The organism is Staphylococcus sp. GDY8P126P (genome assembly GCF_017891965.1).
In the GTDB taxonomy this organism is placed as follows: Bacteria; Bacillota; Bacilli; order Staphylococcales; family Staphylococcaceae; genus Staphylococcus; species Staphylococcus saprophyticus.
In genome coordinates this window covers 143,892-170,880 of the sequence record NZ_JAESKG010000002.1, presented here as the reverse complement: position 1 = coordinate 170,880, position 26,989 = coordinate 143,892, and the positions used below count along the sequence as shown (strand labels likewise).

Genomic DNA, 26,989 nt, shown 5'->3' with positions numbered 1-26,989 from the left:
ACAGTCTTATAATAAAGTGAATAAAAAAATAGTGAATGGTAAGTAGATATGTAAATATTACGACATTGCTTATAGACGTATATAATAAGTAAAATGCTTATGGTAATTAATTAACTATGATAGGTGTAAGAAGTCATAACAGATAGCTTTATATGTTAAAATGTGAGTCAAAGGAGTTGGCGTAGATAATGGAATTAAATGCGTATATCGGTAGAGCAGGTACTGGGAAATCAAAAGCGATTATTGAAGAAATTAAAGAAAAAATGAAACAAGATCCATTAGGAGATCCGATAGTATTAATTGCGCCTACGCAAAATACGTTTCAACTTGAACAAGCATTTGTAAACGACAAAACATTAAATGGTAGTTTGAGAACAGAGGTATTGCACTTTGAACGTTTGAGCTATCGTGTATTTCAAGAAGTCGGCGGATTGATGGAACAACAATTATCAAAAGCAGGCACAGAAATGATGATATATGACATCATACAACAACATCAGTCTGAATTAAGGTTATATCAATCACAGGTAAAATATTATGGTTTTAGCGAGAAACTATATGAACAAATACAGGATTTTAAAAAATATGCGGTATCGCCACAACAACTAGAAATGTATATTGCGGAAAATAATTTACAAACGAGAACAAAGCATAAATTACAAGATATAGCATTGGTATACAAACACTTAGAAGATAGAATCAATGGTGAATATGTATCAACAGAGGATAGTTTGCAGCGGTTTATAGAAATGATGGACCAATCTGAGTGGCTTAAACGCGCAGAAATTTATATAGACGGTTTCCACAACTTTTCAACATTAGAGTATCAAATCATACAAAGTTTAGTAAAATATGCGAAAAAAGTGACGATTGTATTAACGACTGATGGTGATAGAGATCTTTTTAGTTTGTTTAGAAAACCCTCTGAATCATTGACGCATATAGAAGAAATTGCGAATAATTTAAATATACAATTACATAGTAGACAGTTTTTGGATGTGCAGCGATTCATACACAAAGACTTGAAACACTTGGAACACAATTTCAATGCATTACAGTTTGAGCCTATTCCAACAGAAGGTAATGTTGAAATTCTAGAAGCTTCTGGCATGCGTGAAGAAATTAACGAAGTTGCGCGACGTATCTTAAGAGAAAATCGTGAACAAGGTCGTCGTTTCCAAGATATTGCTATTTTATATAGAGACGAATCATATGCTTATTTAATGGAATCTATATTGCCACAGTACGATATACCATACAACATAGATGTTAAGTCATCTATGACGCATCATCCAATAATGGAAATGATACGTTCACTTATAGAAGTTATCCAAACTGGATGGCAATTTGATCCATTAATGCGTTTGTTTAAAACAAATGTTTTAACTAAAAAATTTAAAGATAGCCAATATCTTATTGATATATTAGAGAACTTTGTATTAGAGCGCGGTATATATGGCAAGCGTTGGATAGACGACAAATACTTTGATATAGAACAATTTAGAAAAATGGGTTTGAAACGCCAGCCATTAACAGATGAAGAACGCGAAACCTTTGAGCGTGTCATTCAATTAAAAAATGACGTAATGAAAAAAGTCATGTTATTTGAGGAGAAAATAAATAATGCTAGCACAGCGATCGCTTTTGCGACTGCATTTTATGAAGCGATGGAAGCATTTGATTTGCCAAGTCAATTAATGACAGATAGAGATGCATTAGACTTTAATGGTGAACATAAAAAAGCCGAAGAGATAGATCAAATATGGAATGGTCTTATACAAACACTAGATGATTTAGTGACAGTATTTGATGATCAAAGCATGTCAAAAACGCGCTTCTTAGAACTCTTTGATATTGGATTAGAACAACTAGAATTTATTATGATTCCGCAGACATTAGACCAAGTGAGTATTGGAACTATGGATTTAGCGAAAGTGGATAATAAACAACATGTTTACCTTGTAGGGGCTAATGATGGCGTGTTGCCACAAACGGTGACTGCATCTAGTTTAATTACAGATGAAGAGAAAAAGTATTTCCAAGAGCAGTCATCAATCGAATTAAGTCCCACAGCTGATATTTTACAAATGGATGAAGCATTTGTTTGTTATATTGCTATGACAAGAAGTCGTGCGCATGTCACATTTTCATATGCATTGATGGGAGCGAGTGGTGATGTGAAAGAGCCGAGTCCATTCTTACATCAAATTCAGCAATTGTATACAAATTTAGAAGTACAAAATATTCATCATCAACATCAAGCAGAGCCTTTAAGGTTAATGGAACATCCTCATCAAACTAAGATTGCGCTTTTTGAATCTTTGAAGGCATGGCTAGATGATGAATTGGTAGCTGAAACTTGGTTAGATACGTATCAAGTGATGAGAGATGATACGCGCTTAAATGATGGTTTAAGCTATTTACTTTCTGCTTTAACATACGATAATCAGACAGTTCAACTCAATCCATCATTATCTAAAGCATTATATGGCTCAACCATTAATGCAAGTGTGTCTCGTTTTGAAGGATATCAGGCGTGCCCATTTAAACATTTTGCTTCTCATGGTTTAAGACTTAATGAACGTACAAAATATAAACTAGAAAATTTTGACTTAGGCGACATATTTCATCGGGTTTTAAAATTCATTTCAGAAAAAGTAAATGGTGATTTTAAGAATTTAAATCCAAAACAAATACACAAGTTAACGACAGAAGCATTGAGTGAAATATTACCAGAAGTTCAATTTAATTTACTTAATTCAACGGCGTATTATCGCTATTTGTCGCAACGCATTGGTGCCATTGTTGAGACGACATTGACTGCACTTAAATACCAAGGAAGTCATACTAAGTTTACACCACAACGTTTTGAAGCTAGCTTTAGAAGAAAACCTAAAGATCAAAGTGAGTTATTAGCAGCACCATTGCAAACGAAACAAGGTATACCAATCAATATTCGCGGGCAAATCGACCGTATCGACACATACCAACAAGGCGATGAAAGTTTTGTAAATATTATAGATTATAAGTCTTCCAAGTACAGTGGTACGTTAGATTTAACTAAAGTATATTATGGCATGCAAATGCAAATGATGACTTATATGGATATTGTTCTGCAAAATAAATCAAGACTTGGTTTAACAGATATGACTAAACCAGGAGGTCTACTATATTTTCACGTACATGAACCACGTATTAAATTAGCTTGGAATCAATTAAGTGAAGATAAAAGAAACACCGAATTTATTAATTCGTTTAAACTCAGTGGTTTATTAAATAGTGACACATCTGTCTTAGATGCGTTTGATACACGATTAGAACCAAGTTACAATTCCGATATTGTACCGTTAGGTTTGAAAAAGGATGGCGGAATTAAAAGTAATAGTAAAGTTGCCGATGAACAGACAATTTATAAATTAATTAAGCATAATAAGCAGAACTTTATTGAAACAGCGTCAAATATCATGGATGGTCATACCGAAGTTGCGCCAATGAAATATAACCAAACATTACCATGTGATTTTTGTAATTATAAATCAGTCTGTCATGTAGATGGCATGATTGATAGTAAACGATATCGTACAGTTGACGAATCAATCAATCCACTTGAAGCAATCCAAGATGTAGATTTAGAAAGTGAGGGTGAGTAATGATGAATGCCATTCCAGTGAAACCAACAGGGACACGATGGACTGATAACCAATGGCAGAGTATCTATGCCAAAGGCCAGGATATTCTTGTTGCAGCTGCAGCCGGTTCTGGTAAAACAGCAGTACTTGTTGAACGTATCATTCAACGCATTATCAGAGATGAAATTGATGTTGATAAATTGCTTGTGGTTACTTTTACAAATGCAAGTGCACGTGAAATGAAACAACGTGTAGATCAACGCATTCAAGAAGCTTCAATTGAAAATCCGGACAATGCACATTTGAAAAATCAACGTGTCAAAATACATCAAGCACAGATATCTACATTACATAGCTTTTGCTTGAAACTCATTCAACAACATTATGATGTCTTAGATATTGATCCTAATTTTAGAACAAGCAGTGAAGCGGAAAATATATTATTACTAGAGCAAACAATCGATGAAGTGCTAGAACGCCATTACGATATATTGGATCCTCATTTTGTTGATTTAACAGAGCAATTATCATCTGACCGTAATGATGATCAATTAAGGAATACCATTAAAGAAATGTATTACTTTAGTGTTGCTAACCCAAATCCATTAAATTGGCTACAACATTTGTCAACACCATACGAAGATGAATCACAGCAAGAAACATTATTCAATTTGCTTAATGATTTAGCGATGATATTTATGAATTCTGCGTTAGAGGCACTCAATAAGAGTTACGATTTATTTATGATGTTGGAAGAAGTAGATAAACAAGTCGCTGTATTAGATAAAGAACGCCGTTTCTTAGCAGAAGCGATGGAAGGTGGCTTGTTAAATACGCAAAAAATTGCTGAACATCAATTTGAATCACGTTTTCCTGCAAAAAATAAAAAGATAAAAGAAGCTAATGAAATGATGATGGATGCATATGATGATGGTAAAAAGCATTATGATGATTACAAAGCGTTAGTGAGTAAAGTCCAAGAAGATTATTTTTCACGTGAAGCCGCTGACTTAAAAACAGATATGCAACGTTTAGCGCCAAGAGTCGCTTATTTAGCGCAAGTTACAGCAGATGTGATTGAACAATTTAATCATAAAAAGCGAAGTCGTAACTTACTGGATTTTTCGGATTATGAACATTTCGCCTTGCGTATTTTGATGGACTCAGACGGTAATCCGTCAGAAATTGCAGATATGTATCGCAAGCAATTTGAGGAAATCCTTGTAGATGAATATCAAGACACCAATCGTGTTCAAGAAAAAATCATTGCCTGCATTAAACGTGGTGGCGAAGCGGATGGTAATTTGTTTATGGTTGGTGATGTGAAACAGTCTATTTATAAATTTAGACAAGCAGATCCAAGTCTTTTTATAGGGAAATATAATCGCTTTACGCTTGATGGGTCTGAACACGGTATGCGCATAGATTTGTCTCAGAACTTTCGATCAAGGGAAGAAATATTAACAACGACGAATTATTTATTTAAGCATATGATGGACGAGGCAGTAGGAGAAATTGTTTACGACGATGCAGCACAGTTATATTATGGGGCGCCGTTTGATCATAAACCACATGATGTACAGTTGAATATGTTAATTGAAGATGCAACATCAGACTTAAATGGATCAGAACAAGAGGCAGAATATATTGTACAGCAAGTTGAAAAAATAATGTCGCAACATGAAATTTATGATATTAAAATGGAACAATATCGAAAACCGAGCTATAAAGATATTGTGATTTTAGAAAGATCATATGGACAAGCGCGTAAAATTCAACAAGCATTTAAGGATCATAATATTCCATTTCATGTGAACAGCAAGGAAGGCTATTTTGAACAAACTGAAGTGCAATTGATTTTATCGTTTTTAAGAACCATAGATAACCCTTTACAAGATATTTATTTAGTCGGTCTCATGCGTTCGGTTATTTATCAATTTACTGAGGATGAGTTATCTAATATACGTGTATTTAGCCCAAACGATGATTACTTTTATCAATCGATAAAGCATTACATGGCCAATGATGTAGCTAATAAAAAATTAGTAGCTAAACTTGCGTCATTCCTTGAAGATATCGAACAATATCAAGACTATAGTCAAAGTCATCCAGTTTATCAACTCATCGATAAATTTTATAATGATCACTACGTCATACAGTACTTTAGCGGCATTATTGGTGGTAAAGGTCGTCGTGCGAATTTATATGGATTATTTAACAAAGCGGTCGAATTTGAAAACTCAAGTTTTCGTGGATTGTATCAATTTATTCGTTTTATTGATGAACTTATTGAACGTGGTAAAGATTTTGGTGAAGAGAATATAGTCGGACCGAACGATGATGTTGTTAGAATGATGACAATTCATAGCAGTAAAGGGCTAGAGTTTCCATTTGTTATATATTCTGGGCTTTCTCGTAAGTTTAGACGTGATGATTTACATCGGCCGGTTATATTAAATCAGAGTTATGGTTTAGGTATGGCGTATTATGATGTTGAAAGTAATTTATCTTATCCGTCGTTATCTTCAGTGACATATAAAGCGATTGCTGAAAAAGAGATGGTTTCAGAAGAAATGCGACTCATTTATGTTGCTTTAACACGCGCAAAAGAACAACTTTTTTTAATTGGTAGAGTTAAAGATGAAAAAACACTTTCACAGTTTGAACAAGTATCCGTATCGGAATCCCATTTACCGGTGAGTTATCGCATAACAGCACAACGACCGATTGATATGATTTATCCAATACTAGCCAAATACCAGTCTTCATCATTGCCAAATGAGTTGCGCTTTGAACAGACGATAGAGGGCGTTGATCAAGCCATGCGACCATATGTACAATTAAACACTGATTTTTATGAAGATATTGCGTCAGAAACAGTCACTGATGTAAGCGAACAGCGCACGGTAGCAGATATAGAAATGAATCATTCGAAAAATGAAGCACTTCAAGCTCAAATTCGTAATCAATTAAGCTATGAATATCCATATCAATCAGCTATAGAAAAGCCCTCAAAGCAGTCGGTTTCGGAGTTGAAGCGTCAGCATGAGACGGAACAATCAGATACGAACTATGATAGAGTTAGACAATATCGTATTGGTTCTACTTCATATGAGAGACCGGCATTTTTAAGCCGTAGTAAGCAAAGAAAAGCGAATGAAATAGGTACATTAATGCATACAGTTATGCAACACTTACCTTTTAATAAGGATAGATTAACCGAAGAAGATGTAAACCGTCTCGTAGATCATCTGATAGCGCAACATATTATTCCTGAAGATGCCAAACAAGATATCCGATTTGATGATATCTACAATTTTATAGCAAGTGACTTGTATCAATTAATTGCTGAAAGTGACGAAATATATCGCGAGTTGCCATTTGTTGTTAATCAAAATGAGGTTGACCATAACAAGCATAGTGAAGAAGATGCTTCAATTATTCAAGGGATGATTGACCTTATATTTGTTAAAGAGGGACAATATTATTTTGTAGATTATAAGACAGATGCCTTTAATAGACGAAGAAATATGTCAGATGAAGAGATTGGTGCTCAATTGAGAGAACGCTATAAGGTTCAAATGAATCATTATCGTAATACATTAGAAACAATATTGAAGACCGATGTGAAAGGATTCTTGTATTTCTTTAAATTTGGTCAGTTATCTATAGAAGGATAAAAAGGAGCGTTACACGTGCCTGTGAAACAAAGAATATTTGAATTAGATGCTTTGCGAGGAATAAGTCTTTTCGGCATTATTTTAATGAATATTTTAGTTTTTAGTCTTCCGTACGAGATGGCTTCAATGTCTCAGACAGTAAAAGGCTTTAATGCTGTATTACTTCATTTGATTACACTGTTTGTTATAGGTTCATTTTATCCAATATTCACTTTTTTATTTGGGTATGGACTTGGTATGATGTTTGAGCATAGTCGAATCAGAAAAATTCGATTTTATCCGATGATCTACAGAAGACTTAGCTTTTTATTAGTCATCGGCGTAATTCACGGTATGTTTATCTTTTCAGGTGATATCCTATTTGGTTATGCATTTACAGGGCTATTCGCAGTACTGTTTATTAAAATGAAAGCCCAAAAGCTAATTAAAATAGCTAGTATTTTATTTGTGTTTAAAATCCTTATCTTTGTGGTGCCTTTTGCCATTTTAAATTATACGCAAGGTGTTTATGAGAAAAATAACTATCTAGGTATATCTCTGCAACAATTTATCGATGTTAAACAGAATGGACACTATGATTCATTTTTAAAGTTGAACGTTCTTGAGAATCTATATAGTATGTTGGATATTTTAATGGGATCTGCATTTCTGGAATTTTTACCTTATGCCCTTTTCGGTATTGCTGCATATAAGATGAATTTAATTGAACTTATTCGAACAAAAAGCTCATCCTTTTTGAAATGGGGGAGTTTAATAGCTATTTTAGGCTATTGTATTAAAATGCCTTTTGCTATTGATTATGATAATGGTTCATTCGCTGTTATCAATGCTGTAGGTGGCCCGATTGTATCTGCAGGATATATTATACTCATAGTATATTTATGTCAAAGTGTTCATGGTGCACAAATCATGCGTATATTTAAGTATCCCGGTAAATTGAGCTTATCGGTTTATATTACTCAAAGTATCATGTTTACATTTATTTTTATGGGCTTTGGCTTAGGGTTATATAACAAGTTGCCATTATATCAATCCTATCTCATTGTTATCATTTTTTATAGCTTACAAGTCATTGGTTGCTATTTTTATTTGAAAAAATTCAGTAAAGGTCCAATAGAATGGTTATGGCGAAAAGTCACATATTTGAAGTAATCGTTTTAGTTTAGGTAAAAGGCCTGAATTTTTGGCTTATACTAGTTATATATTTGTTATTTAGTGGTAAATATAGTTATAATATGAAATAAGATATAGATGAGGAGCTGATAATGAATGAAATTCCTATCATTCAAACATGAAGGACAGACATCATATGGTGTGAAAGTAAAACGTGAAGAAGCTGCATGGGACTTGAAGAAAGTATTTGCAGATTTTGCTGAAGGTTCATTTCACCCTAAAACGTTATTAAATGGTCTTCAACAAAATCAAGTCGTAGATTTTCAAGAACAAGTTCGTAAAGCGGTTGTTGCAGCGGAAGACAGTGGTAAAGGTGAAGATTACAAAGTTCAGTTTAGCGACATTGAATTTTTACCACCGGTCACGCCAACTAATAATGTAATTGCCTTTGGACGTAATTATCAAGATCATGCGAATGAGTTAAATCACGAAGTACAACGTTTGTATGTTTTTACTAAAGCTGCTTCGTCATTAACTGGTGATAATAGCACGATACCAAATCATAAAGATATTACGGATCAACTAGACTATGAAGGTGAGCTTGGTATTGTCATTGGCAAATCTGGTGAGAAAATACCTAAAGGTCTCGCTTTAGATTATGTTTATGGTTATACAATTATTAATGATATAACAGACCGTAAAGCTCAAAATGCACAGGACCAAGCATTCTTATCTAAAAGTTTAACAGGGGGTTGCCCTGTAGGACCATATATTGTAACAAAAGATGAATTACCAACGCCAGAAGATGTCAATATTGTAACCAAAGTTAACAATGATATTCGTCAAGATGGCAATACAGGTCAAATGATTCTTAAAATTGATGAATTAATAGAAGAAATTTCAAAATATGTAGCATTACATCCAGGAGATATTATTGCGACTGGCACACCAGCGGGTGTTGGTGCAGGTATGAATCCACCGCAATTCTTACAACCTGGTGATGAAATTAAGGTAACAATAGATAATATTGGTACGTTAACAAACTTTATTGCAGATAAATAATCATTGATTATTGTTAACTGGTTAGTCCATGGCGGGTTAACCAGTTTTATTTTTTGTAAATTAGTAATGTAGTTTTTTTGAATTGTACAGTTATATTGAGTATGATAAGAGATGTAATCTTTTGACTTCAAAGTTAAAAGGGGACAACATACTGCTGTTTTATATATTTTTGAAGTAAAAATTGTGTGGGGGTAATCAAGTATGTTACATATGCATATTGCTAGTTGGGTTTTATTAATCATCTTGTTCTTTGCTGCTTATTTTAATTTTTCAGAAAAACAAGGTGCATCACCATATTTCAAACCAATTCATATGCTATTAAGACTATTTATGCTATTAGTCTTAATTTCTGGATTTTGGGTTTGGATTCAATCATTTTCATCAGGAGCTGCTGGTGGGCACATGTTACTTACATTGAAAATGATATGTGGTGTGGCTGTAGTTGCATTAATGGAAGTAACAATTACTAAACGTAAAAAAGGGCAACCTAGTCATGGCTTAATGTGGACGACGATTGTAGTAATCATCTTAACGATGATTATAGGTATTATTTTACCTATGGGTCCAATTACGCAAATGTTTGGTTTATAAACGTAAGTGTATAACAATAATAAAAGCCGTACAATTCCATTAGGAAATGTACGGCTTTTATTTATATAGTTATTTATTTCGTGCTTTATAACCTATCATATTAATAATATCTTTGGGTCTACTGTATGGTGGTGCATAAGCTACTTCAAATTCAACTAATTCATCGATAGTGAGTTTATGCATCATAGCCATTGATAGTACATCAATACGTTTGTCGACACCTTTCATACCTACTGCTGCAGCACGAATGATACGTCGATTTGTCTTATCAAAGTAAACGCGTAAGTGCAGCTTGGTATTTCCTGGGTAATAACCGGCATGTTCACCTTGATTTGCTTCGACCATTGCATAATCAAAATTTGAAAGCTCTTTCGGTGATACACCGACACTAGCAAATGTATAATCGAAGAATTTTACGATATTTGAGCCTAAATAACCTTTAAAGTGTATCTTGTGATCACCAGCTAATTGTTCGGCGATGACACTAGCACCACGATGTGCACCCCAAGCTAAAGGAACGTGTGCATTTAAATCAACATGGCGATAATGGGACGTAATGATATCACCTAGTGCATAAATATTTGGAATGTTCGTTTGAAATTGGTCGTTTACTGGAATATAGCCTTTATCATCTAAAGTAACGTTTGAATTTTTTATAAATTCTGAGTTTGGTTTAACACCAACGCCTTCGATAATTAGGTCATAATTTTCAACTTTACCAGATTCAAAATGCACTGCATTGCCCACAACTTTTGAAATTTCTTCGTTGAATCTATAATGAATATCTCTCTTATCCATTTCATCGAGGATTGCTTGATTCATGTCTTGATCCATTAGTTTATTAATATGTGTTGAACGATGGATGAGTGTAGGGGAGATACCTCTTTCATATAGATTATCTAAAATTTCAAGACCAATATATCCAGTACCTACGACAAGTGCGTTTTTAACTTGATTTTCTTTGATGAATGTTTCAATTGCATCTGTATCTTCCATGTTTCTTAATGTAAACGCAATAGGACTATCTAAATTTAATGAATTGGCACTACAGCCAGGACTTAATATTAAAGTATCATAATGTGTCTCAAAATACGTATCCTGTATACGATCATAGACAGTAATTGTATTCTCTGTGTCATTGATTGATGTTACTTTGTGACAAGGTTTGACAACAATATTTTTAGCTTCATAAAATGATTCAGGTGTTGCTTCAAGCACCTTATTGCGCGAATCTACCACGTTACCTAAATAATAAGGCAGGGCACAATTAGCAAAACTCATATCTCTATCTTTTTCAAAGACAACAATTTCGCTTTCTTGATCAAGTCTTCTAATTTGACTGGCTACCGTTGCACCACCTGCAACTGCACCTACTACTACAATTTTATTCATAATGAAAAGCCTCCTTAAGTATCTATCTATGATTCTATACTAGATTTTACTGTTTCTTCATAAGGCATATTTAATTGGAAATAGTCGTTTAAATAACGTCCAATGCCATCCTCATTATTAGAATATGTAGTTTGATTTGCAACGTGTTTAAGTTCATCTAAACCATTGTCCATCGCGATACCGTGTTTCGCATATTTAATCATTTCCAAATCGTTATCTTCGTCTCCAAAAGCAATGATATGATTTCTATCAATATTTAAATACGATTTCACATAATCAATCCCACGTGCTTTGCTAATACCTTGCTTAACAATTTCTATTACTGGGAATGGTGAACCCCATCGACGATGTTCAATATTTTCAGCGTAAAAACGTGTGAGCATTTGTTTGACTCTAGGAATCATAAATTCTTCTGCTTCAACTAAAATCGATGTTGGAGACTCAGTTAATGAGTTAAGTAAATCGCCTGTTTCAACTTTTGGATTTCCCATAGAGAACCCATCGAATAATTTTTGATCGTAATTATTAATAAAAACATAATCTTTAACTTCAGCAATCATGTTTGTTACGCCATAATCATTCAGTGATTCAATGATGTTTTTAGATAAATCTAAGTCCAATACTTCATGCATTGGCTCAAACTGATCGTCTTTTGGATGATGAACAAAGGCACCATTGAAATTAACAACGGGTGTATCCATATTTAATTCATGGTAATATATTTGACTGGCTCTATAAGGTCTACCAGTAGCAATCATTAATTTATGACCTTGTTGTTGTAGTGTTGTTAAAACGTTTTTTGTATATGGTGAGATTACTTTTTCATCTGTTAATAACGTGCCGTCTAGATCTAGACAAATTAAATAAGATTCCATTTAATTCTCCTTAATGTTTTTTATTGATGTATGAATATCATAGCATTTTATTGGCGTTTTGTAAGATATTTGATATATTGTTAGTATCATTAAATTCGAAGAGGTGATATGAATGGATGAAGGATTAAAAGATAGCATATTAAATGCGTTAGAAATGGTTATTGACCCTGAGTTAGGTATTGATATTGTCAACTTAGGTTTAGTATATAATGTTGATGTTAATGACGAAGGTTTATGTACAGTTGAAATGACATTAACATCTATGGGATGCCCAATGGGACCACAAATTGTTAACCAAGTTAAAATGGTTTTAGCTGAGATTCCAGAAATAGCAGATACAGAAGTGAATATTGTTTGGAGTCCACCATGGGGTAAAGACATGATGTCTCGTTATGCTAAAATTGCATTAGGCATCGGCTAACGCTACTAATAGTAATTGAAAATACTAGCTTAAAGATCGATAATGATCTATAGGCTAGTATTTTTTTGAAAATTTAAAGCATGCTGACAATCTTAAAATAAAAATTTTCTATAGTGCAAATCATTAAAATAATTGCAGTTATGTTACGAAAGTATTACAATGGCTTGGTGTAAAACATTAAAAAGCAAAAGTAATATATTCGGAGATGAAAGTATGGTAGTAAATGAACAGAAATTCTAATAATCGTAATCAAACCAACCGTCACACGCGTTATATGCCTGGTTTAGATGGACTTAGAGCAATTGCAGTTATAGGTATTATTATTTATCATTTAAATAAGCAATGGTTATCTGGTGGGTTTCTTGGTGTAGATACATTTTTTGTAATTTCGGGCTACTTAATTACAAGTTTACTTTTGTTTGAGTATGAAAGTACCGGCATTATCAATTTGAAGCAGTTTTGGTTACGGCGAATTAAACGTTTGATACCGGCCGTATTGGTATTAGTTGTTACAGTAACTTTAGCGACACTCATTTTTAAGCCTGAACAAATTATAAGTATAAAGCATGATGCATTTGCAGCCATTTTTTATGTATCAAATTGGTGGTATATTGCAACTGATGTAAATTATTTTGAACAGTTTGCCTTTATGCCATTAAAACATTTGTGGTCATTAGCAATTGAAGAGCAATTCTACATAGTTTTTCCAATCGTTTTGATAGCATTATTATTAACAATTAAGAAATACCGAAATGTAACACTTATTTTTTGGATTATTTCACTGATTTCATTACTTTTAATGGTTTGGATTTCTCAACCACATATGCAACATTCTCGTGTTTATTTTGGAACAGATACAAGGTTACAAACGATGTTGCTCGGTGTTATATTAGCCTTTATTTGGCCGCCATTTAAATTAAAGCAGAACCCTAATCCTAGTCTCAGGTTCATTATTGATAGTATAGGTGCAATAGGGATTTTAATACTCTTATTACTTTTCATTAAAGTCGATGATAATAGTGATTGGATCTATAATGGTGGTTTTTACCTTATTTCCGGTATCACTTTATTTGTTATCATTAGTGTAGTGCATCCATCGGGGTATTTCGCTAAATTAATAGGAAATCCTTTCTTTGTTTATATTGGTAAACGCTCTTATAGTTTATATTTATGGCATTTCCCAGTCATAAGCTTTTTACATTCCTATTATGTTGAAGGCCAAGTCCCATTATATGTATATGCTCTAGACATCTTATTGACTATTTTCTTTGCTGAAATATCATATAGATTCATTGAAACACAGTTTAGAAAACAAGGATTCAAGGCCTTAAGTATTAATAAATATAAAAAGTCCACATTAATCAGAACTATACTACTAGGCGTGATACTGCTACCAACCATTTTTATTTTTGCGGGGACATTTGATCGTTTAGGAAAAGACCAAATTAATAATAAATCAACGTCATATAATACAGCAGAAATTGATAAGTATATGGTTAGACCCATACCGGTCGACGATGTTAACTTTTTAGGAGATTCAAATTTTAAAAAAGATAAAGATAATGAGGTATATACTGATTTGAGTCCACTGCTTATTGGTGATTCGGTTATGGTTGATATTGGAGAAACTTTTAAAACGCACGTTCCCAATGCAACCATTGATGGTAAAGTCGGACGTAATTTATATGAAGCTATACCATTAACAGATGAAAAATATAAATCTTACAATTATAAGTCTAAGCAAGTGATTTTAGAATTAGGAACGAATGGAGATTTTTCTGAAGTACAGCTGGACGAACTGATAGGCAAATATGGTAAAGCCAATGTGTATTTGATTAACACGCGTGTACCAAGAAGCTATGAAGGTCATGTCAACCAAGTTATGTCAGACGCAGCTAAAAAGCATCATAATGTAACATTGATTGATTGGTATCAACGTTCGAAAGGCCATAGCGAGTACTTTGCACCAGATGGTATTCATTTAGAGCCTTCAGGTGTAAAAGCATTAACAGATGAAATTTTAAAACATATTGCAACGAAATCAACCGCTAAGTAGCAAAATTAAATATGAAATTGAGTCAATTTAATAAATTTAATTAGAGTGTGATTTGCATGAAATAGACTGCTAAAACACAATAAAAGGCATAACCGCTTAATGAACAAGAGGTTATGCCTTTTAATTTATTGAGTGTCATGAATATTCATATCTAAGGGGTGTTTATATATCATGTTTAAAATGAACAAAGTCATTGTTTAGAATATAAAAATTATGGGCAAAACATAGGTATATAAAGCATTACACGCAGCTAAAATAATTTAAAATTTATAGTTATATTGGTTGATAAAAGTGAACAATAGGATTATAATAAAATTAAGGTCAAAGAAAGTCAAAGTCAAACTTACTTTGTTCTTGATCAAAGACTAAATGGTGAGGTGAATCATTTTGGATATTAATCAAATGACCTATGCAGTTCAAGGTGCTTTGCAAAAAGCAATAGAGCTAGCAAAAGATAACGAAAATCAAAATATCGAAATAGAAGCAATATTAAAAGCAGCACTTGAAGAAAGTGAAAGTTTATTTAAAAGTGTATTGGAAAGAGCAAACATAGAGACCGAACTTTTAAATAAGGCTTACGATGAAAAATTGAAAAATTATCCTTCAGTACAAGGGGATAACGTGCAATATGGTCAATATATTAGCCAGAAAGCAAATGAATTAATAAATAAAGCTGAAACGTATATGAATACTTATGAAGATGAGTATATTTCTATGGAACATATCATTTTAGCTGCAATGGACATAGATGATACAACAATTAAATTTGTCGATAATAAAAAAGAAGTTATTGTAGAAATCATTAAAAAAATTAGAGGAGGAAATCATGTGACGTCACAAAACCCAGAAGCAAATTATGAAGCTTTAGAAAAATATGGTAGAGATTTAGTTGAAGAAGTCCGTCAAGGTAATATGGATCCTGTCATTGGACGTGATGAAGAAATAAGAAATACTGTGAGAATCTTAAGTAGAAAGACTAAGAATAATCCAGTATTAATCGGTGAACCAGGTGTAGGTAAAACAGCAATTGTTGAAGGCCTTGCACAACGTATTGTGCGTAAAGACGTGCCTGAATCACTTTTAGATAAAACAATATTTGAATTAGATTTAAGTGCGCTTGTTGCAGGTGCAAAATATCGTGGTGAATTCGAAGAACGTTTAAAAGCAGTACTTAAAGAAGTGAAAGACTCAGACGGTAGAATTATATTATTTATAGATGAAATTCACATGCTTGTTGGTGCAGGTAAAACAGAAGGCGCGATGGATGCAGGTAATATGCTAAAACCAATGCTTGCACGTGGCGAATTACACTGTATCGGTGCAACAACACTCAATGAATATAGAGAATATATTGAAAAAGACTCTGCATTAGAGCGTCGTTTCCAAAAAGTAAATGTGTCTGAGCCAGATGTAGAAGATACAATTTCCATTTTACGTGGACTGAAAGAACGTTATGAAGTTTATCATGGTGTACGTATTCAAGATAAAGCATTAGTAGCTGCGGCAGAACTATCAGATCGTTATATTACTGATCGCTTCTTACCGGATAAAGCGATTGATCTTGTGGACCAAGCGTGTGCAACGATTCGTACTGAAATGGGTTCAAATCCAACAGAGTTAGACCAAGTTAATCGTCGCGTCATGCAATTAGAAATTGAAGAAAGCGCATTGAAAAACGAATCAGATAACGCGAGTAAACAACGCTTACAAGAATTACAACAAGAATTGTCTAATGAAAAAGAAAAACAAAACGCAATTCAATCACGCGTAGAAGAAGAAAAAGGCAAAATTGCAAAACTACAAGAAAAACGTACTGAATTAGACGAAAGTAGAAAAGCCTTAGAAGATGCAGAAAACAATTATAATTTGGAAAAAGCGGCAGAATTACAACATGGTAAAATTCCTGAATTAGAAAAAGAATTACGCGAGTTAGAAGCTGCATTCCAAAATGAGCAAAATAGTGACAATGAGCGCATTATACGTGAGATTGTATCAGATGAAGAAATTGGTGATATTGTTAGTTCATGGACAGGTATCCCTGTTTCTAAACTTGTAGAAACAGAAAGAGAGAAGTTATTAAATCTTTCAGACATTTTACACGAACGTGTCGTTGGTCAAGATAAAGCTGTAGATTTAGTTTCTGATGCTGTTGTCAGAGCGCGCGCTGGCATTAAAGATCCAAATAGACCAATAGGTAGTTTCTTGTTCTTAGGACCTACAGGTGTTGGTAAAACAGAATTAGCCAAATCCTTAGCGTCAACTTTATTTGATTCAGAAAAACATATGATACGAATTGATATGAGTGAGTACATGGAAAAACATTCAGTTTCCCGTTTAATTGGTGCACCTCCAGGCTATGTAGGTCACGATGAAGGTGGACAATTAACTGAAGCGGTTCGTCGTAATCCATATTCTGTTATATTATTAGATGAAATTGAAAAAGCACATTCAGACGTATTTAATGTATTGTTACAAATACTTGAAGAAGGTAGACTTACTGATTCTAAAGGTCGTGAAGTTGATTTTAAAAATACAATTATCATTATGACTAGTAACATTGGCTCACAAATCCTATTAGAAAACGTAAAAGATGCTGGTGTGATTACTGATGATACAGAAAAAGCTGTTATGAATAGCTTAAACCAATACTTTAAACCAGAAATTATTAACCGTATGGATGATATTGTATTATTTAAACCATTAACAATCAGTGATATGAGTTCTATAGTAGATAAAATATTAACTGAATTGAATATTAGATTAATGGCACAACGTATTTCAATTAATGTGTCAGATGAAGCTAAAGCGTGGTTAGGTGAAGAAGCATACGAACCACAATTCGGTGCAAGACCGTTGAAACGTTTTGTGCAAAGACAAATAGAAACACCACTTGCACGTAAAATGATTAGAGAAAATTTATCTGAAGGCACAACAATAGACATCGACCTATCAGAAGATGGTTTAAGATTTACTGAAAACAAACCAGAAATCGATTAGTAAGTATAATTGAATTTAACAAAACGGTGTGGCGCAGAAACCTTAATTTTTACATTGGTTTCTGCGCCACTTTTTTAATTATAAAATCGGGGAACAAGATTGTAAGTTGATATATCATATCTCAACAAACCAATAAGTTTATTTTTTAATATTGAAAATAAAAAAACTGCCAACGTCAGTCAGAAGACTTTGTTGACAGTTTAAAGATTCTAGGATATAAATCAATGTTTCAAACTTTACATTTCATTAAAATGATTCGTTCTTAAACATAAGCTAAACCATTATCCTAGTCATCTAATGTTGTTCGTTTGTATTATTATGTTTAGGTTTAATTACCAAATCAAATAAGATAATAATAATCGTAAATACAACAGCGCCTATGACTGGTGTAATGAGGTTCAGTGCACCGCCACCATTTAAGCTGTTAAGTACGAAATTAATCATTTGTAATAAGACAATAGACCAAAATAAAACTGCGAGGTATTTCATTATGTAATGCCTCCAATATCGTATATATATCTACATTATAAATAAAAAAGTGTAGTTTGTATAGTAGGTTAGTAATAATTGTGGTTATACTTTGTGATAATGAGCTAAGTCATTTATAATTATTTGTGGAAAATACGCAATGAAATATGTATAGTTCTTGTATTTGAAATGTGTATTATGTTAAATTAATACCTGGTATTAAAATTAAATTTAAGAAGGTGTACAACCATGGACGTGGGTATTAAAGGTTTTGGTGCATACGCACCTGAAAAAGTTGTAGAAAATACCTATTTTGAATCATTTTTAGAAACATCAGACGAATGGATTTCTCAAATGACTGGTATTAAAGAACGTAGATGGGCTGGTGAAGACGAAGAAACTTCAGACATGGCTTATCAAGCTAGTTTAAAAGCAATTGAAGATGCAGGTATAGAAGCATCAGAAATAGATATGATTATTGTTGCGACATCAACAGGGGATTTTCCATTCCCAACAGTTGCCAATATATTACAAGAAAGATTAGGCATCGGCAAAGTTGCTTCTATGGATCAATTAGCCGCTTGTAGTGGTTTCATGTATTCAATGATAAATGCTAAACAATTTGTTCAATCTGGTGATTATAAAAATATTTTAGTAGTTGGAGTGGACAAATTATCTAAAATCACAGATTTGACAGACCGTTCAACAGCCATTTTATTTGGTGATGGAGCTGGAGCTGTAGTAATCGGTGAAGTATCTGAAGGTCGAGGTATCTTAAGTTATGAATTAGGTTCAGACGGCTCAGGTGCTAAGCATTTATATTTAAATCCAGAAAACGGAAAAATATTTATGAATGGCCGTGAAGTTTTTAAATTTGCTGTAAGAATTATGGGTGAAGCATCTAACAACGCAGTAGCAAAAGCTAATTTAACTGCAGATGATGTAGATATGTTTGTACCTCATCAAGCAAATATAAGAATTATGGAGTCAGCGAGAGAACGTTTAGGTATACCAAAAGAAAAAATGAGTGTATCTGTTGATCGCTTTGGTAATACTTCAGCAGCGTCAATCCCATTAAGTATAGGACAAGAGTTAGAAAATGGTAGGATTAAAGATGATGATGTCTTAGTGTTAGTAGGTTTTGGTGGCGGCTTAACATGGGGCGCTGTGACACTAAGATGGGGAAAATAGGAGGATAAATTATGAGCAAAGAACAACGTGTTGTTATTACAGGAATTGGCGCATTATCACCTATAGGAAATGATGCTAAGTCTACTTGGGACAATGCATTAAAAGGTGTAAGTGGTATAGATTCGATTACACGCATAGATACAACGGATTACAATGTCCATTTAGCTGGAGAGTTAAAAGACTTTGATATTGAAGAGCATATTCCTAAAAAAGAAGCGAGACGCATGGATCGCTTTACACAATATGCAGTTGTAGCTGCAAGAGAAGCCGTTAACGATGCTAAACTTGAAATTAATGATAGTACTGCGGATAAAATTGGCGTATGGATTGGTTCAGGTATTGGTGGTATGGAAACATTTGAAATTTCACATAGCCAATTATTAAATCGTGGACCAAGACGTGTGAGTCCATTCTTCGTACCTATGCTGATCCCAGATATGGCGACAGGTCAAGTATCAATAGATTTAGGTGCTAAAGGGCCGAATGGTTCGACGGTTACTGCTTGTGCAACTGGTACGAACTCAATAGGTGAAGCATTCAAGATTATTCAACGTGGCGATGCAGATGCAATGATTACTGGTGGTACAGAAGCACCGATTACACATATGGCATTAGCTGGCTTTAGTGCGAGTCGTGCATTATCTACAAATGATGATAAAGAAACTGCATGTCGTCCTTTCCAAGAAGGTCGTGATGGATTTATCATGGGTGAAGGTGCAGGTATTGTCGTTTTAGAATCACTTGAATCAGCGAAAGCTCGTGGTGCGCAAATTTACGCTGAAGTCGTAGGTTATGGATCAACTGGTGACGCATATCATATAACAGCCCCAGCTCCAGAAGGTGAAGGCGGTTCACGTGCTATGCAAGCGGCAATAGATGATGCTGGTATTGAAGCGAAAGACATTCAATATTTAAATGCACATGGAACAAGCACTCCAGTAGGTGACTTAACTGAAATTCAAGCTATTAAGAATACTTTCGGTGAAGCGGCGAAATCATTGAAAGTAAGTTCAACTAAATCAATGACAGGTCATTTACTAGGGGCTACAGGTGGATTAGAAGCTATTTTCTCTGCACTTTCAATTAGAGATAGTCGTATTGCACCAACGATTCATGCTGATTCACCAGATCCTGAATGCGATTTAGATATCGTTCCAAACAAAGCAGAAGATTTAGATATTACCTATGCAATGAGTAATAGTTTAGGTTTTGGTGGACACAATGCTGTACTTGTATTGAAAAAATTTACTGATTAATGTAGATAAGTTATATTTTGAAAAGCAAGATCATCTCAATCGGATGCTCTTGCTTTTTTTGTAAATATCGAACTTAAGAAAGTTAGAGAAATGATAACAATAATAGAGAGGCTTATAGTTTATTATAATAACTTTTTAACGGTTGAATATTTAAAATTCTTGTAAAACATAAAATTTATATTGTGAAATGTTTAGAAAAAGTTAAAATATAAAGTGAAGATAATTTTATATTTATAAAATGTCTATTCAAGACATACATTTAGTGTATAATGTAAATTATTGGATTATAAAGTGGGGTGTAATTAAGATGAAGCAATTTCTAACATTATCTACAACGTTGAAAACAAGAATGATAGCAGATTTCATCTTAATTATAGCGAGCCAAGCGATTTTACCCTTTATGGCATTATATTTAACGAGTAAAGTAAATGCTGTATTTGCTGGTACATTTTTAATTGCCAATATCATTGTAAGTTTTGTAGTGTCCTTCGTAGGTGGATATTTAGGAGACAATTATAATAGGAAGAAAGTAGTCAATTTAATACATTTTATCTACGCTGTGTGTCTGATTATTTTAAGTATTACGGTGACTATGGATGGTTTAGGTTTAATCATATTTTGTATAACGGTATTTATCTTTGAATTATTGTTTGCTGCGAGTGAACCTATTTTTGAAGCAGCAATTATGGATGCCATTTATGAAGAAGTTCGCGAGTACGTTTATCAATTAAATTATTGGATGTTTAATATTGGTACGGCGATTGGCATGGCATTAGGCGCGTTGTTATATTTAGGACATAAGCATTTATTATTTGTATTATTTTTCATTGCTATGCTGATAAGTTGGTATTTATTTGAAAAATATTATGACGTGGAGCAAGTTATTACTAAAAAAGAAGATCTAACCTCTAAATTTAAACATTTCGTAGATAGTTATCATGTTGTCATTAAGGATAAATACTATATGTTGCTTAATATTGGGTTTATGATGGTCATCATGGCTGAACTCAGTTTGAATTCTTATGTAGTTGTAAGACTAAAAGAAGCGTTTGAACCTTTACATTTTTTAGGCTTTTATATTGATGGTGTCCGAATGTTTACAGTAATTATGATCATCAATACACTTGTAGTGGCGACATTAACTTTTACGGTTAATAGAATTGTAGATAACACCTCAAAGAAAATTGCATTTATGATAGGTATTGTTTTATATACCGTTGGTTATAGTGTTTTGATGTCAGCTTCTGAATTTTGGATATTATGCTTATTTTCTATTATAGCTACATTAGGTGAATTGATTTATTCCCCAATTCAAAATGCGCAACGTTTCTTGATGATTCCTGAAGATAAACGAAGTACTTATAATACATTTGGGATGATTTCATTCTATGGAGGGAATATATTGGCACGTTTAGGATTAATAATTGGTGCGTTTATTCTGCCTTGGATGATGTCAGTATATGTAGCTGTTATAGTACTATTAGGATTTATCCTCTTGTATTACGCATTATTTCATAACCCTAATATTGAAACAAAATAATGAAAAGACTGTATTCGTTTATTGTCAATCATCACAATAGCTAATACAGTCTTTTTTATATAATAAATGAAATGGCAATCGAAATAAGTAAATATAGCAAATTAAAAACAAAGCCCACTTTAATCCATGGATTTACAAAGTAGGATGATTTTTTGGCTTGTGTAGGTTTAAAAAAATCATCATTTTCTAGCGTATCTTTGTGTTTTTTATTCGTTAGCTGATACTTTAGTCTTCTAAAACCGTAACTCGTAGCATCTAATATACCTTCTTGAACAATGATTAAACTAAATAGGATAATCACAAATATAAAAGATACATAGAATATGATATTTAAATACTGAGTTAATTGATGTGAGGCAAAGAGCCAACATAAGAATGAAATCAATGGTGTAAATAATAGCCAAAATAGATAAGTGGTAAATTTCCTCATATTTATTGTCTCCTTTATTTAATAAATTTATTGTAACTTAAAATAACTAAAAAATGAATAATTTGCCTTATAAATTCTTTTATATCAACACTTTTAAAGAGAAAGAAAATTAAATAAAATTCATTTACTTTAATAAAGTAAAGCAAAACAATATTGATTAAAATATGAACTATAAGTATACTATTATTAAATATTTCTGAATATTTCGAAGGGAATGTTTATTCTGAAATTAAAGGGGGATAAAAAATGCTTAAGTATGTTTTGAAGCGTTTAGGCTACATGATTTTATCACTGTTCATTATCATTTCGATAACATTTTTCTTAATGAAGCTGATGCCCGGTTCACCATTTAATGATGAAAAATTAAATGAAGAGCAAAAGCAGATTTTAAATGAAAAATATGGTCTCAATGATCCAGTACCAGTGCAGTATGTTAGTTATTTGAAGAATGTCGTTACGGGGGACTTTGGTAACTCATTTCAATATGATAACCAACCTGTATGGGAGTTAATTAAACCGAGATTAGTTCCGTCGCTTGAGATGGGGTTAACGGCAATGGTGATAGGTGTAATTATAGGTTTGATACTAGGCGTTATTGCAGCAGTACGGCAAAATACTTGGGTTGATTATACAGCAACGGTCATCTCAGTTATTGCAGTTTCAGTACCATCGTTCGTGTTAGCGGTATTGTTACAATACGTATTTTCAGTTAGATTACAGTGGTTTCCAGTCGCAGGTTGGGAAGGTATATCGACAGCTGTACTACCTTCACTGGCATTGTCAGCAGCAGTATTAGCAACAGTTGCAAGATACATAAGAGCGGAAATGATAGAAGTTTTAAGTTCAGATTATATCTTGTTAGCACGTGCAAAAGGGAATTCAACGATGAGAGTGTTGTTTGGTCATGCATTAAGAAATGCATTAATCCCAGTCATCACAATTATTGTACCGATGTTAGCAAGTATATTAACGGGTACATTGACAATTGAAAATATATTCGGTGTGCCTGGTTTAGGGGATCAATTTGTACGTTCAATTACGACAAATGATTTCCCAGTAATTATGGCGACAACGATTTTATTCAGTACACTATTTATTGTTTCTATTTTCCTTGTAGATATTTTATATGGTGTGATTGATCCACGTATTCGTGTACAAGGAGGTAAAAAATAATGGCTGATAAAAGAGATGAAAAATACAATGATGACCATTCAAATGCAGTTATGACACATACCTCAGAAGCGATACCAGCTTCGGATTTTATTAGAAGTAAAAACGATTTAGAAAAAGAACCAGAAATACAAAGAGAAAGTAAAAACTTTTGGCAAGACGCTTGGGCACAGCTTAAAAGAAACAAGCTTGCCGTCGTAGGGATGATAGGTTTAATCATCATTATCTTACTAGCATTGATTGGACCTTTATTAAGTTCTCATGATTATGCAGAGCAAGATGTAGAGAGACGTAACTTACCTGCAAAAATTCCTGTATTGGATCAAATTCCATTTTTACCTTTTGATGGTGAAGGAGCACAGGGCGTAGATGCATATAAAGAAGCAGGTGTGAAAGAAAACTTCTGGTTCGGTACAGACCAACTTGGAAGAGATTTATGGTCTAGAACTTGGCAAGGTGCACAAGTATCCTTATTCATTGGTGTTGTAGCAGCGTTACTAGATATATTCATAGGCGTTGTATATGGCGCAATATCCGGTTTCTTTGGGGGACGGATAGATAATGTCATGCAACGTATTATTGAAGTCGTTGCGTCTATACCTACACTAATTGTTGTTATTTTATTCGTACTAATATTCGAACCGTCTATTTGGACAATTATATTAGCCATGGCAATTACAGGATGGATTGGCATGAGTCGTGTGGTTCGTGGTGAATTCCTAAAGTTAAAAAACCAAGAATTTGTATTAGCATCTAAAACTTTGGGAGCATCTAAAATAAAATTAATATTCAAACATATTTTACCTAATACATTAGGTGTTATCGTAGTTACATCTATGTTTACAGTACCTAATGCAATATTCTTCGAGGCTTTCTTAAGTTTCATTGGTATTGGGGTACCAGCACCTAGAACATCATTAGGTTCTTTAGTGAATGAAGGTAGAGCCATGTTATTAATTCATCCGCATGAATTATTTATTCCAGCACTTGTATTAAGTTTATTAATCTTATTCTTCTATCTATTTAGTGATGGATTACGTGATGCATTTGATCCTAAAATGCGTAGATAACAAAAGGGGGCAACATATATGTCAGAAAGAGTATTGGAAGTTAGTAATTTGCATGTTTCCTTTGATATCGATGCAGGGGAAGTGCAAGCGGTAAGAGGCGTGGACTTCTTTATCAATAAAGGAGAAACCCTTGCAATTGTTGGTGAATCTGGTTCTGGGAAGTCAGTTACAACCAAAGCGATCACTAAGTTATTCCAAGGAGACGCTGGACGTATTAAAAAAGGTGAAATTAATTTTTTAGGGGAAGACTTAGCTAAAAAATCAGAGCAAGAATTAATCAAATTACGTGGAAAAGACATTTCAATGATTTTCCAAGATCCAATGACATCATTAAATCCAACAATGAAAATTGGTAAACAAGTCATGGAACCACTTATGAAACATAAGAATTACAGTAAAACAGAAGCTAAAAAAAGAGCGTTAGACATATTGAATTTAGTTGGGTTACCAAATGCAGATAAAAGATTTAATGCATATCCTCATCAATTTTCAGGCGGACAACGTCAAAGAATTGTTATCGCAACCGCGCTTGCTTGTGAACCTAAAGTGCTTATTGCAGATGAACCAACAACAGCGCTTGATGTAACAATGCAAGCTCAAATATTGGAATTAATGAAAGAACTACAAGATAAGATTAGTACCTCCATTATATTTATCACGCATGACTTAGGGGTCGTTGCGAATATTGCTGACCGAGTAGCGGTCATGTATGGAGGACAAATGGTAGAAACAGGGGATGTGGATGAAATATTTTATGATCCTAAACATCCATATACATGGGGATTATTATCATCTATGCCAGATTTGACAACTGGTACAGAGACTGAATTATTAGCTATTCCAGGTACACCACCCGACTTGTTACATCCACCTAAAGGTGATTCGTTTGCAGAAAGAAGTCAATTTGCTTTAGATATTGATTTTAAAACGCCACCGCCATGGTACCAAGTGTCACCAACACATTTTGCAAAATCTTGGTTATTAGATGAACGCGCACCACATGTGGAACCACCGAAAATGGTGAAAAAACGTTTGCGTAACATGCCAAATAATTTCGATAAGCCACAACAGGTAGAAAGGGTGTCGTTCGATGGAAAATAAAAATGAACTGTTATTACAAGTGAAAAATTTAAAACAGTATTTTAACGAAGGTAAACGCAATGAAGTAAGAGCAATTGAAAATATTTCATTTGACGTTTATAAAGGTGAAACTTTCGGCCTAGTTGGAGAATCTGGTTGTGGTAAATCAACGACAGGTAAAGCGATTATTAAACTAAATGATATTACTGATGGTGAAATTTTATATGAAGGTATAGATATTCAAAAAATTAAAAATCGTAAAGATTCATTGAAATTTAATAAAAAGATACAAATGATTTTTCAAGATCCATACGCATCGCTCAATCCAAGACTTAAAGTAATGGATATTGTGGCAGAGGGGATTGATATTCATAAACTTTCTACAGGTGTCAAAGATCGTAAAAGACGTGTCTACGATTTATTAGAAACTGTGGGACTAAGTAAAGAACACGCCAATCGTTATCCACATGAGTTCTCTGGAGGACAAAGACAACGTATTGGAATTGCACGTGCACTTGCCGTTGAACCTGAGTTTATTATTGCGGATGAACCTATTTCAGCATTAGACGTTTCAATACAAGCACAAGTTGTAAATTTATTACTTAAATTGCAAAAAGAACGAGGCATTACGTTTTTATTCATCGCTCATGACCTTTCCATGGTTAAATACATTTCGGACAGAATTGCAGTGATGCACTTTGGTAAAATTGTCGAAATTGGTAGTGCGGATGAAATTTATAATCATCCTATGCACCCTTATACGCAATCACTACTGTCGGCTGTACCTCAGCCAGACCCAGAAAGTGAACGTGTGAGAAAGAGAACACTTTTTAAAGAAGACGAGACTAAAAATGACCAACGTACATTGCATGAAATCAGACCGAATCATTTTGTATTTACAACAGATGACGAAGCGGAAGATTTGAAATCACATACACAAGAAGCATCTGTATAACATGGGAAAGGGG

19 protein-coding genes are annotated in these 26,989 nt (G+C 33.6%); 15 read left to right on the top strand and 4 right to left on the bottom strand.

Annotated features, from left to right (window positions below):
* The first annotated feature begins 188 nt into the window (after nt 1-188).
* The 5 genes from addB (at nt 189) to KA893_RS03240 (ending at nt 10,075) form a co-directional block, all read left to right on the top strand.
* Nucleotides 189-3,650 (top strand): helicase-exonuclease AddAB subunit AddB, encoded by a 3,462-nt coding sequence (gene addB / locus KA893_RS03260; RefSeq protein WP_041079600.1) that lies wholly within the window; start codon nt 189-191, stop codon nt 3,648-3,650.
* Nucleotides 3,650-7,309, top strand: coding sequence for a helicase-exonuclease AddAB subunit AddA (gene addA / locus KA893_RS03255; RefSeq protein ID WP_198065264.1), 3,660 nt, complete (start codon nt 3,650-3,652; stop codon nt 7,307-7,309). Before addB ends, addA begins: the two co-directional genes overlap by 1 nt.
* A gap of 15 nt (nt 7,310-7,324) precedes the next feature.
* Nucleotides 7,325-8,461: a DUF418 domain-containing protein gene (locus tag KA893_RS03250; RefSeq protein ID WP_041079596.1), complete on the top strand. Its 1,137-nt coding sequence runs from the start codon at nt 7,325-7,327 to the stop codon at nt 8,459-8,461.
* A gap of 117 nt (nt 8,462-8,578) precedes the next feature.
* On the top strand, nt 8,579-9,484 hold the full coding sequence (locus KA893_RS03245) for a fumarylacetoacetate hydrolase family protein (RefSeq protein WP_002483783.1): 906 nt from the start codon (nt 8,579-8,581) through the stop codon (nt 9,482-9,484).
* Nucleotides 9,485-9,685: 201 nt separating this feature from the next.
* Nucleotides 9,686-10,075, top strand: coding sequence for a YisL family protein (locus KA893_RS03240; RefSeq protein WP_011303500.1), 390 nt, complete (start codon nt 9,686-9,688; stop codon nt 10,073-10,075).
* 69 nt (nt 10,076-10,144) lie between these two features.
* Here the strand turns inward: KA893_RS03240 and KA893_RS03235 are convergent, their stop codons facing one another.
* Nucleotides 10,145-11,467, bottom strand: coding sequence for a CoA-disulfide reductase (locus KA893_RS03235; protein ID WP_011303499.1), 1,323 nt, complete (start codon nt 11,465-11,467; stop codon nt 10,145-10,147).
* A gap of 26 nt (nt 11,468-11,493) precedes the next feature.
* Nucleotides 11,494-12,342: a Cof-type HAD-IIB family hydrolase gene (locus tag KA893_RS03230; protein ID WP_002483780.1), complete on the bottom strand. Its 849-nt coding sequence runs from the start codon at nt 12,340-12,342 to the stop codon at nt 11,494-11,496.
* A 112-nt stretch (nt 12,343-12,454) separates the two neighbouring features.
* Here KA893_RS03230 and KA893_RS03225 point away from each other — a divergent pair, with 112 nt between their 5' ends.
* The 3 genes from KA893_RS03225 to clpB all read left to right on the top strand — a co-directional run bounded on the left by KA893_RS03225 (nt 12,455) and on the right by clpB (nt 17,816).
* A complete protein-coding gene (locus tag KA893_RS03225) occupies nt 12,455-12,763 on the top strand; it encodes a metal-sulfur cluster assembly factor (protein WP_002483779.1) in 309 nt (102 codons plus the stop codon).
* Between the two features lie 223 nt (nt 12,764-12,986).
* Entirely contained in the window at nt 12,987-14,819 is a 1,833-nt protein-coding gene (locus tag KA893_RS03220; protein ID WP_194440771.1) for an acyltransferase family protein, read from the top strand.
* Nucleotides 14,820-15,206: 387 nt separating this feature from the next.
* A complete protein-coding gene (clpB, locus tag KA893_RS03215; protein WP_115338613.1) occupies nt 15,207-17,816 on the top strand; it encodes an ATP-dependent chaperone ClpB in 2,610 nt (869 codons plus the stop codon).
* Nucleotides 17,817-18,110: 294 nt separating this feature from the next.
* On the opposite strand, the gene KA893_RS03210 is transcribed toward clpB, so the two are convergent.
* On the bottom strand, nt 18,111-18,305 hold the full coding sequence (locus KA893_RS03210) for a YjzD family protein (protein WP_037538889.1): 195 nt from the start codon (nt 18,303-18,305) through the stop codon (nt 18,111-18,113).
* A gap of 228 nt (nt 18,306-18,533) precedes the next feature.
* Here KA893_RS03210 and KA893_RS03205 point away from each other — a divergent pair, with 228 nt between their 5' ends.
* From KA893_RS03205 to KA893_RS03195, 3 genes are all read left to right on the top strand, one after another.
* Entirely contained in the window at nt 18,534-19,475 is a 942-nt protein-coding gene (locus tag KA893_RS03205) for a beta-ketoacyl-ACP synthase III (protein ID WP_002483775.1), read from the top strand.
* Between the two features lie 11 nt (nt 19,476-19,486).
* Nucleotides 19,487-20,731 (top strand): beta-ketoacyl-ACP synthase II, encoded by a 1,245-nt coding sequence (gene fabF, locus KA893_RS03200; protein WP_002483774.1) that lies wholly within the window; start codon nt 19,487-19,489, stop codon nt 20,729-20,731.
* 307 nt (nt 20,732-21,038) lie between these two features.
* Nucleotides 21,039-22,271 (top strand): MFS transporter, encoded by a 1,233-nt coding sequence (locus KA893_RS03195; protein ID WP_037538888.1) that lies wholly within the window; start codon nt 21,039-21,041, stop codon nt 22,269-22,271.
* A 55-nt stretch (nt 22,272-22,326) separates the two neighbouring features.
* Here KA893_RS03195 and KA893_RS03190 read toward each other — a convergent pair whose 3' ends face one another.
* Nucleotides 22,327-22,701, bottom strand: a complete 375-nt coding sequence (locus KA893_RS03190; RefSeq protein ID WP_075339729.1) for a DUF3899 domain-containing protein — start codon at nt 22,699-22,701, stop codon at nt 22,327-22,329.
* A gap of 246 nt (nt 22,702-22,947) precedes the next feature.
* Here KA893_RS03190 and opp3b point away from each other — a divergent pair, with 246 nt between their 5' ends.
* Genes opp3b through KA893_RS03170 form a run of 4 tightly spaced genes read left to right on the top strand, consistent with a single transcriptional unit; the run spans nt 22,948 to nt 26,976 of the window.
* On the top strand, nt 22,948-23,874 hold the full coding sequence (gene opp3b / locus KA893_RS03185; RefSeq protein WP_011303491.1) for an oligopeptide ABC transporter permease: 927 nt from the start codon (nt 22,948-22,950) through the stop codon (nt 23,872-23,874).
* Nucleotides 23,874-24,941, top strand: coding sequence for an oligopeptide ABC transporter permease (gene opp3C, locus KA893_RS03180; protein ID WP_075339731.1), 1,068 nt, complete (start codon nt 23,874-23,876; stop codon nt 24,939-24,941). The genes opp3b and opp3C overlap by 1 nt, the downstream gene beginning before the upstream one ends.
* An 18-nt stretch (nt 24,942-24,959) precedes the next feature.
* Nucleotides 24,960-26,042, top strand: a complete 1,083-nt coding sequence (locus tag KA893_RS03175; protein WP_194375911.1) for an ABC transporter ATP-binding protein — start codon at nt 24,960-24,962, stop codon at nt 26,040-26,042.
* Nucleotides 26,032-26,976: an ABC transporter ATP-binding protein gene (locus tag KA893_RS03170; protein WP_011303489.1), complete on the top strand. Its 945-nt coding sequence runs from the start codon at nt 26,032-26,034 to the stop codon at nt 26,974-26,976. The genes KA893_RS03175 and KA893_RS03170 overlap by 11 nt, the downstream gene beginning before the upstream one ends.
* Nucleotides 26,977-26,989: the final 13 nt, after the last annotated feature.

Bases quoted from the DNA above. Each gene is read 5' to 3' on its own strand.
- addB (WP_041079600.1), top strand. From the start codon at position 189: ATGGAATTAAATGCGTATATCGGTAGAGCAGGTACTGGGAAATCAAAA.
- KA893_RS03175 (WP_194375911.1), top strand. From the start codon at position 24,960: ATGTCAGAAAGAGTATTGGAAGTTAGTAATTTGCATGTTTCCTTTGAT.
- KA893_RS03190 (WP_075339729.1), bottom strand. From the start codon at position 22,701: ATGAGGAAATTTACCACTTATCTATTTTGGCTATTATTTACACCATTG.
- fabF (WP_002483774.1), top strand. From the start codon at position 19,487: ATGAGCAAAGAACAACGTGTTGTTATTACAGGAATTGGCGCATTATCA.
- opp3C (WP_075339731.1), top strand. From the start codon at position 23,874: ATGGCTGATAAAAGAGATGAAAAATACAATGATGACCATTCAAATGCA.
- KA893_RS03170 (WP_011303489.1), top strand. From the start codon at position 26,032: ATGGAAAATAAAAATGAACTGTTATTACAAGTGAAAAATTTAAAACAG.
- KA893_RS03245 (WP_002483783.1), top strand. From the start codon at position 8,579: ATGAAATTCCTATCATTCAAACATGAAGGACAGACATCATATGGTGTG.
- KA893_RS03220 (WP_194440771.1), top strand. From the start codon at position 12,987: ATGAACAGAAATTCTAATAATCGTAATCAAACCAACCGTCACACGCGT.
- KA893_RS03210 (WP_037538889.1), bottom strand. From the start codon at position 18,305: ATGAAATACCTCGCAGTTTTATTTTGGTCTATTGTCTTATTACAAATG.
- KA893_RS03230 (WP_002483780.1), bottom strand. From the start codon at position 12,342: ATGGAATCTTATTTAATTTGTCTAGATCTAGACGGCACGTTATTAACA.
- KA893_RS03205 (WP_002483775.1), top strand. From the start codon at position 18,534: ATGGACGTGGGTATTAAAGGTTTTGGTGCATACGCACCTGAAAAAGTT.
- KA893_RS03195 (WP_037538888.1), top strand. From the start codon at position 21,039: ATGAAGCAATTTCTAACATTATCTACAACGTTGAAAACAAGAATGATA.
- KA893_RS03240 (WP_011303500.1), top strand. From the start codon at position 9,686: ATGTTACATATGCATATTGCTAGTTGGGTTTTATTAATCATCTTGTTC.
- KA893_RS03225 (WP_002483779.1), top strand. From the start codon at position 12,455: ATGGATGAAGGATTAAAAGATAGCATATTAAATGCGTTAGAAATGGTT.
- KA893_RS03235 (WP_011303499.1), bottom strand. From the start codon at position 11,467: ATGAATAAAATTGTAGTAGTAGGTGCAGTTGCAGGTGGTGCAACGGTA.
- opp3b (WP_011303491.1), top strand. From the start codon at position 22,948: ATGCTTAAGTATGTTTTGAAGCGTTTAGGCTACATGATTTTATCACTG.
- addA (WP_198065264.1), top strand. From the start codon at position 3,650: ATGATGAATGCCATTCCAGTGAAACCAACAGGGACACGATGGACTGAT.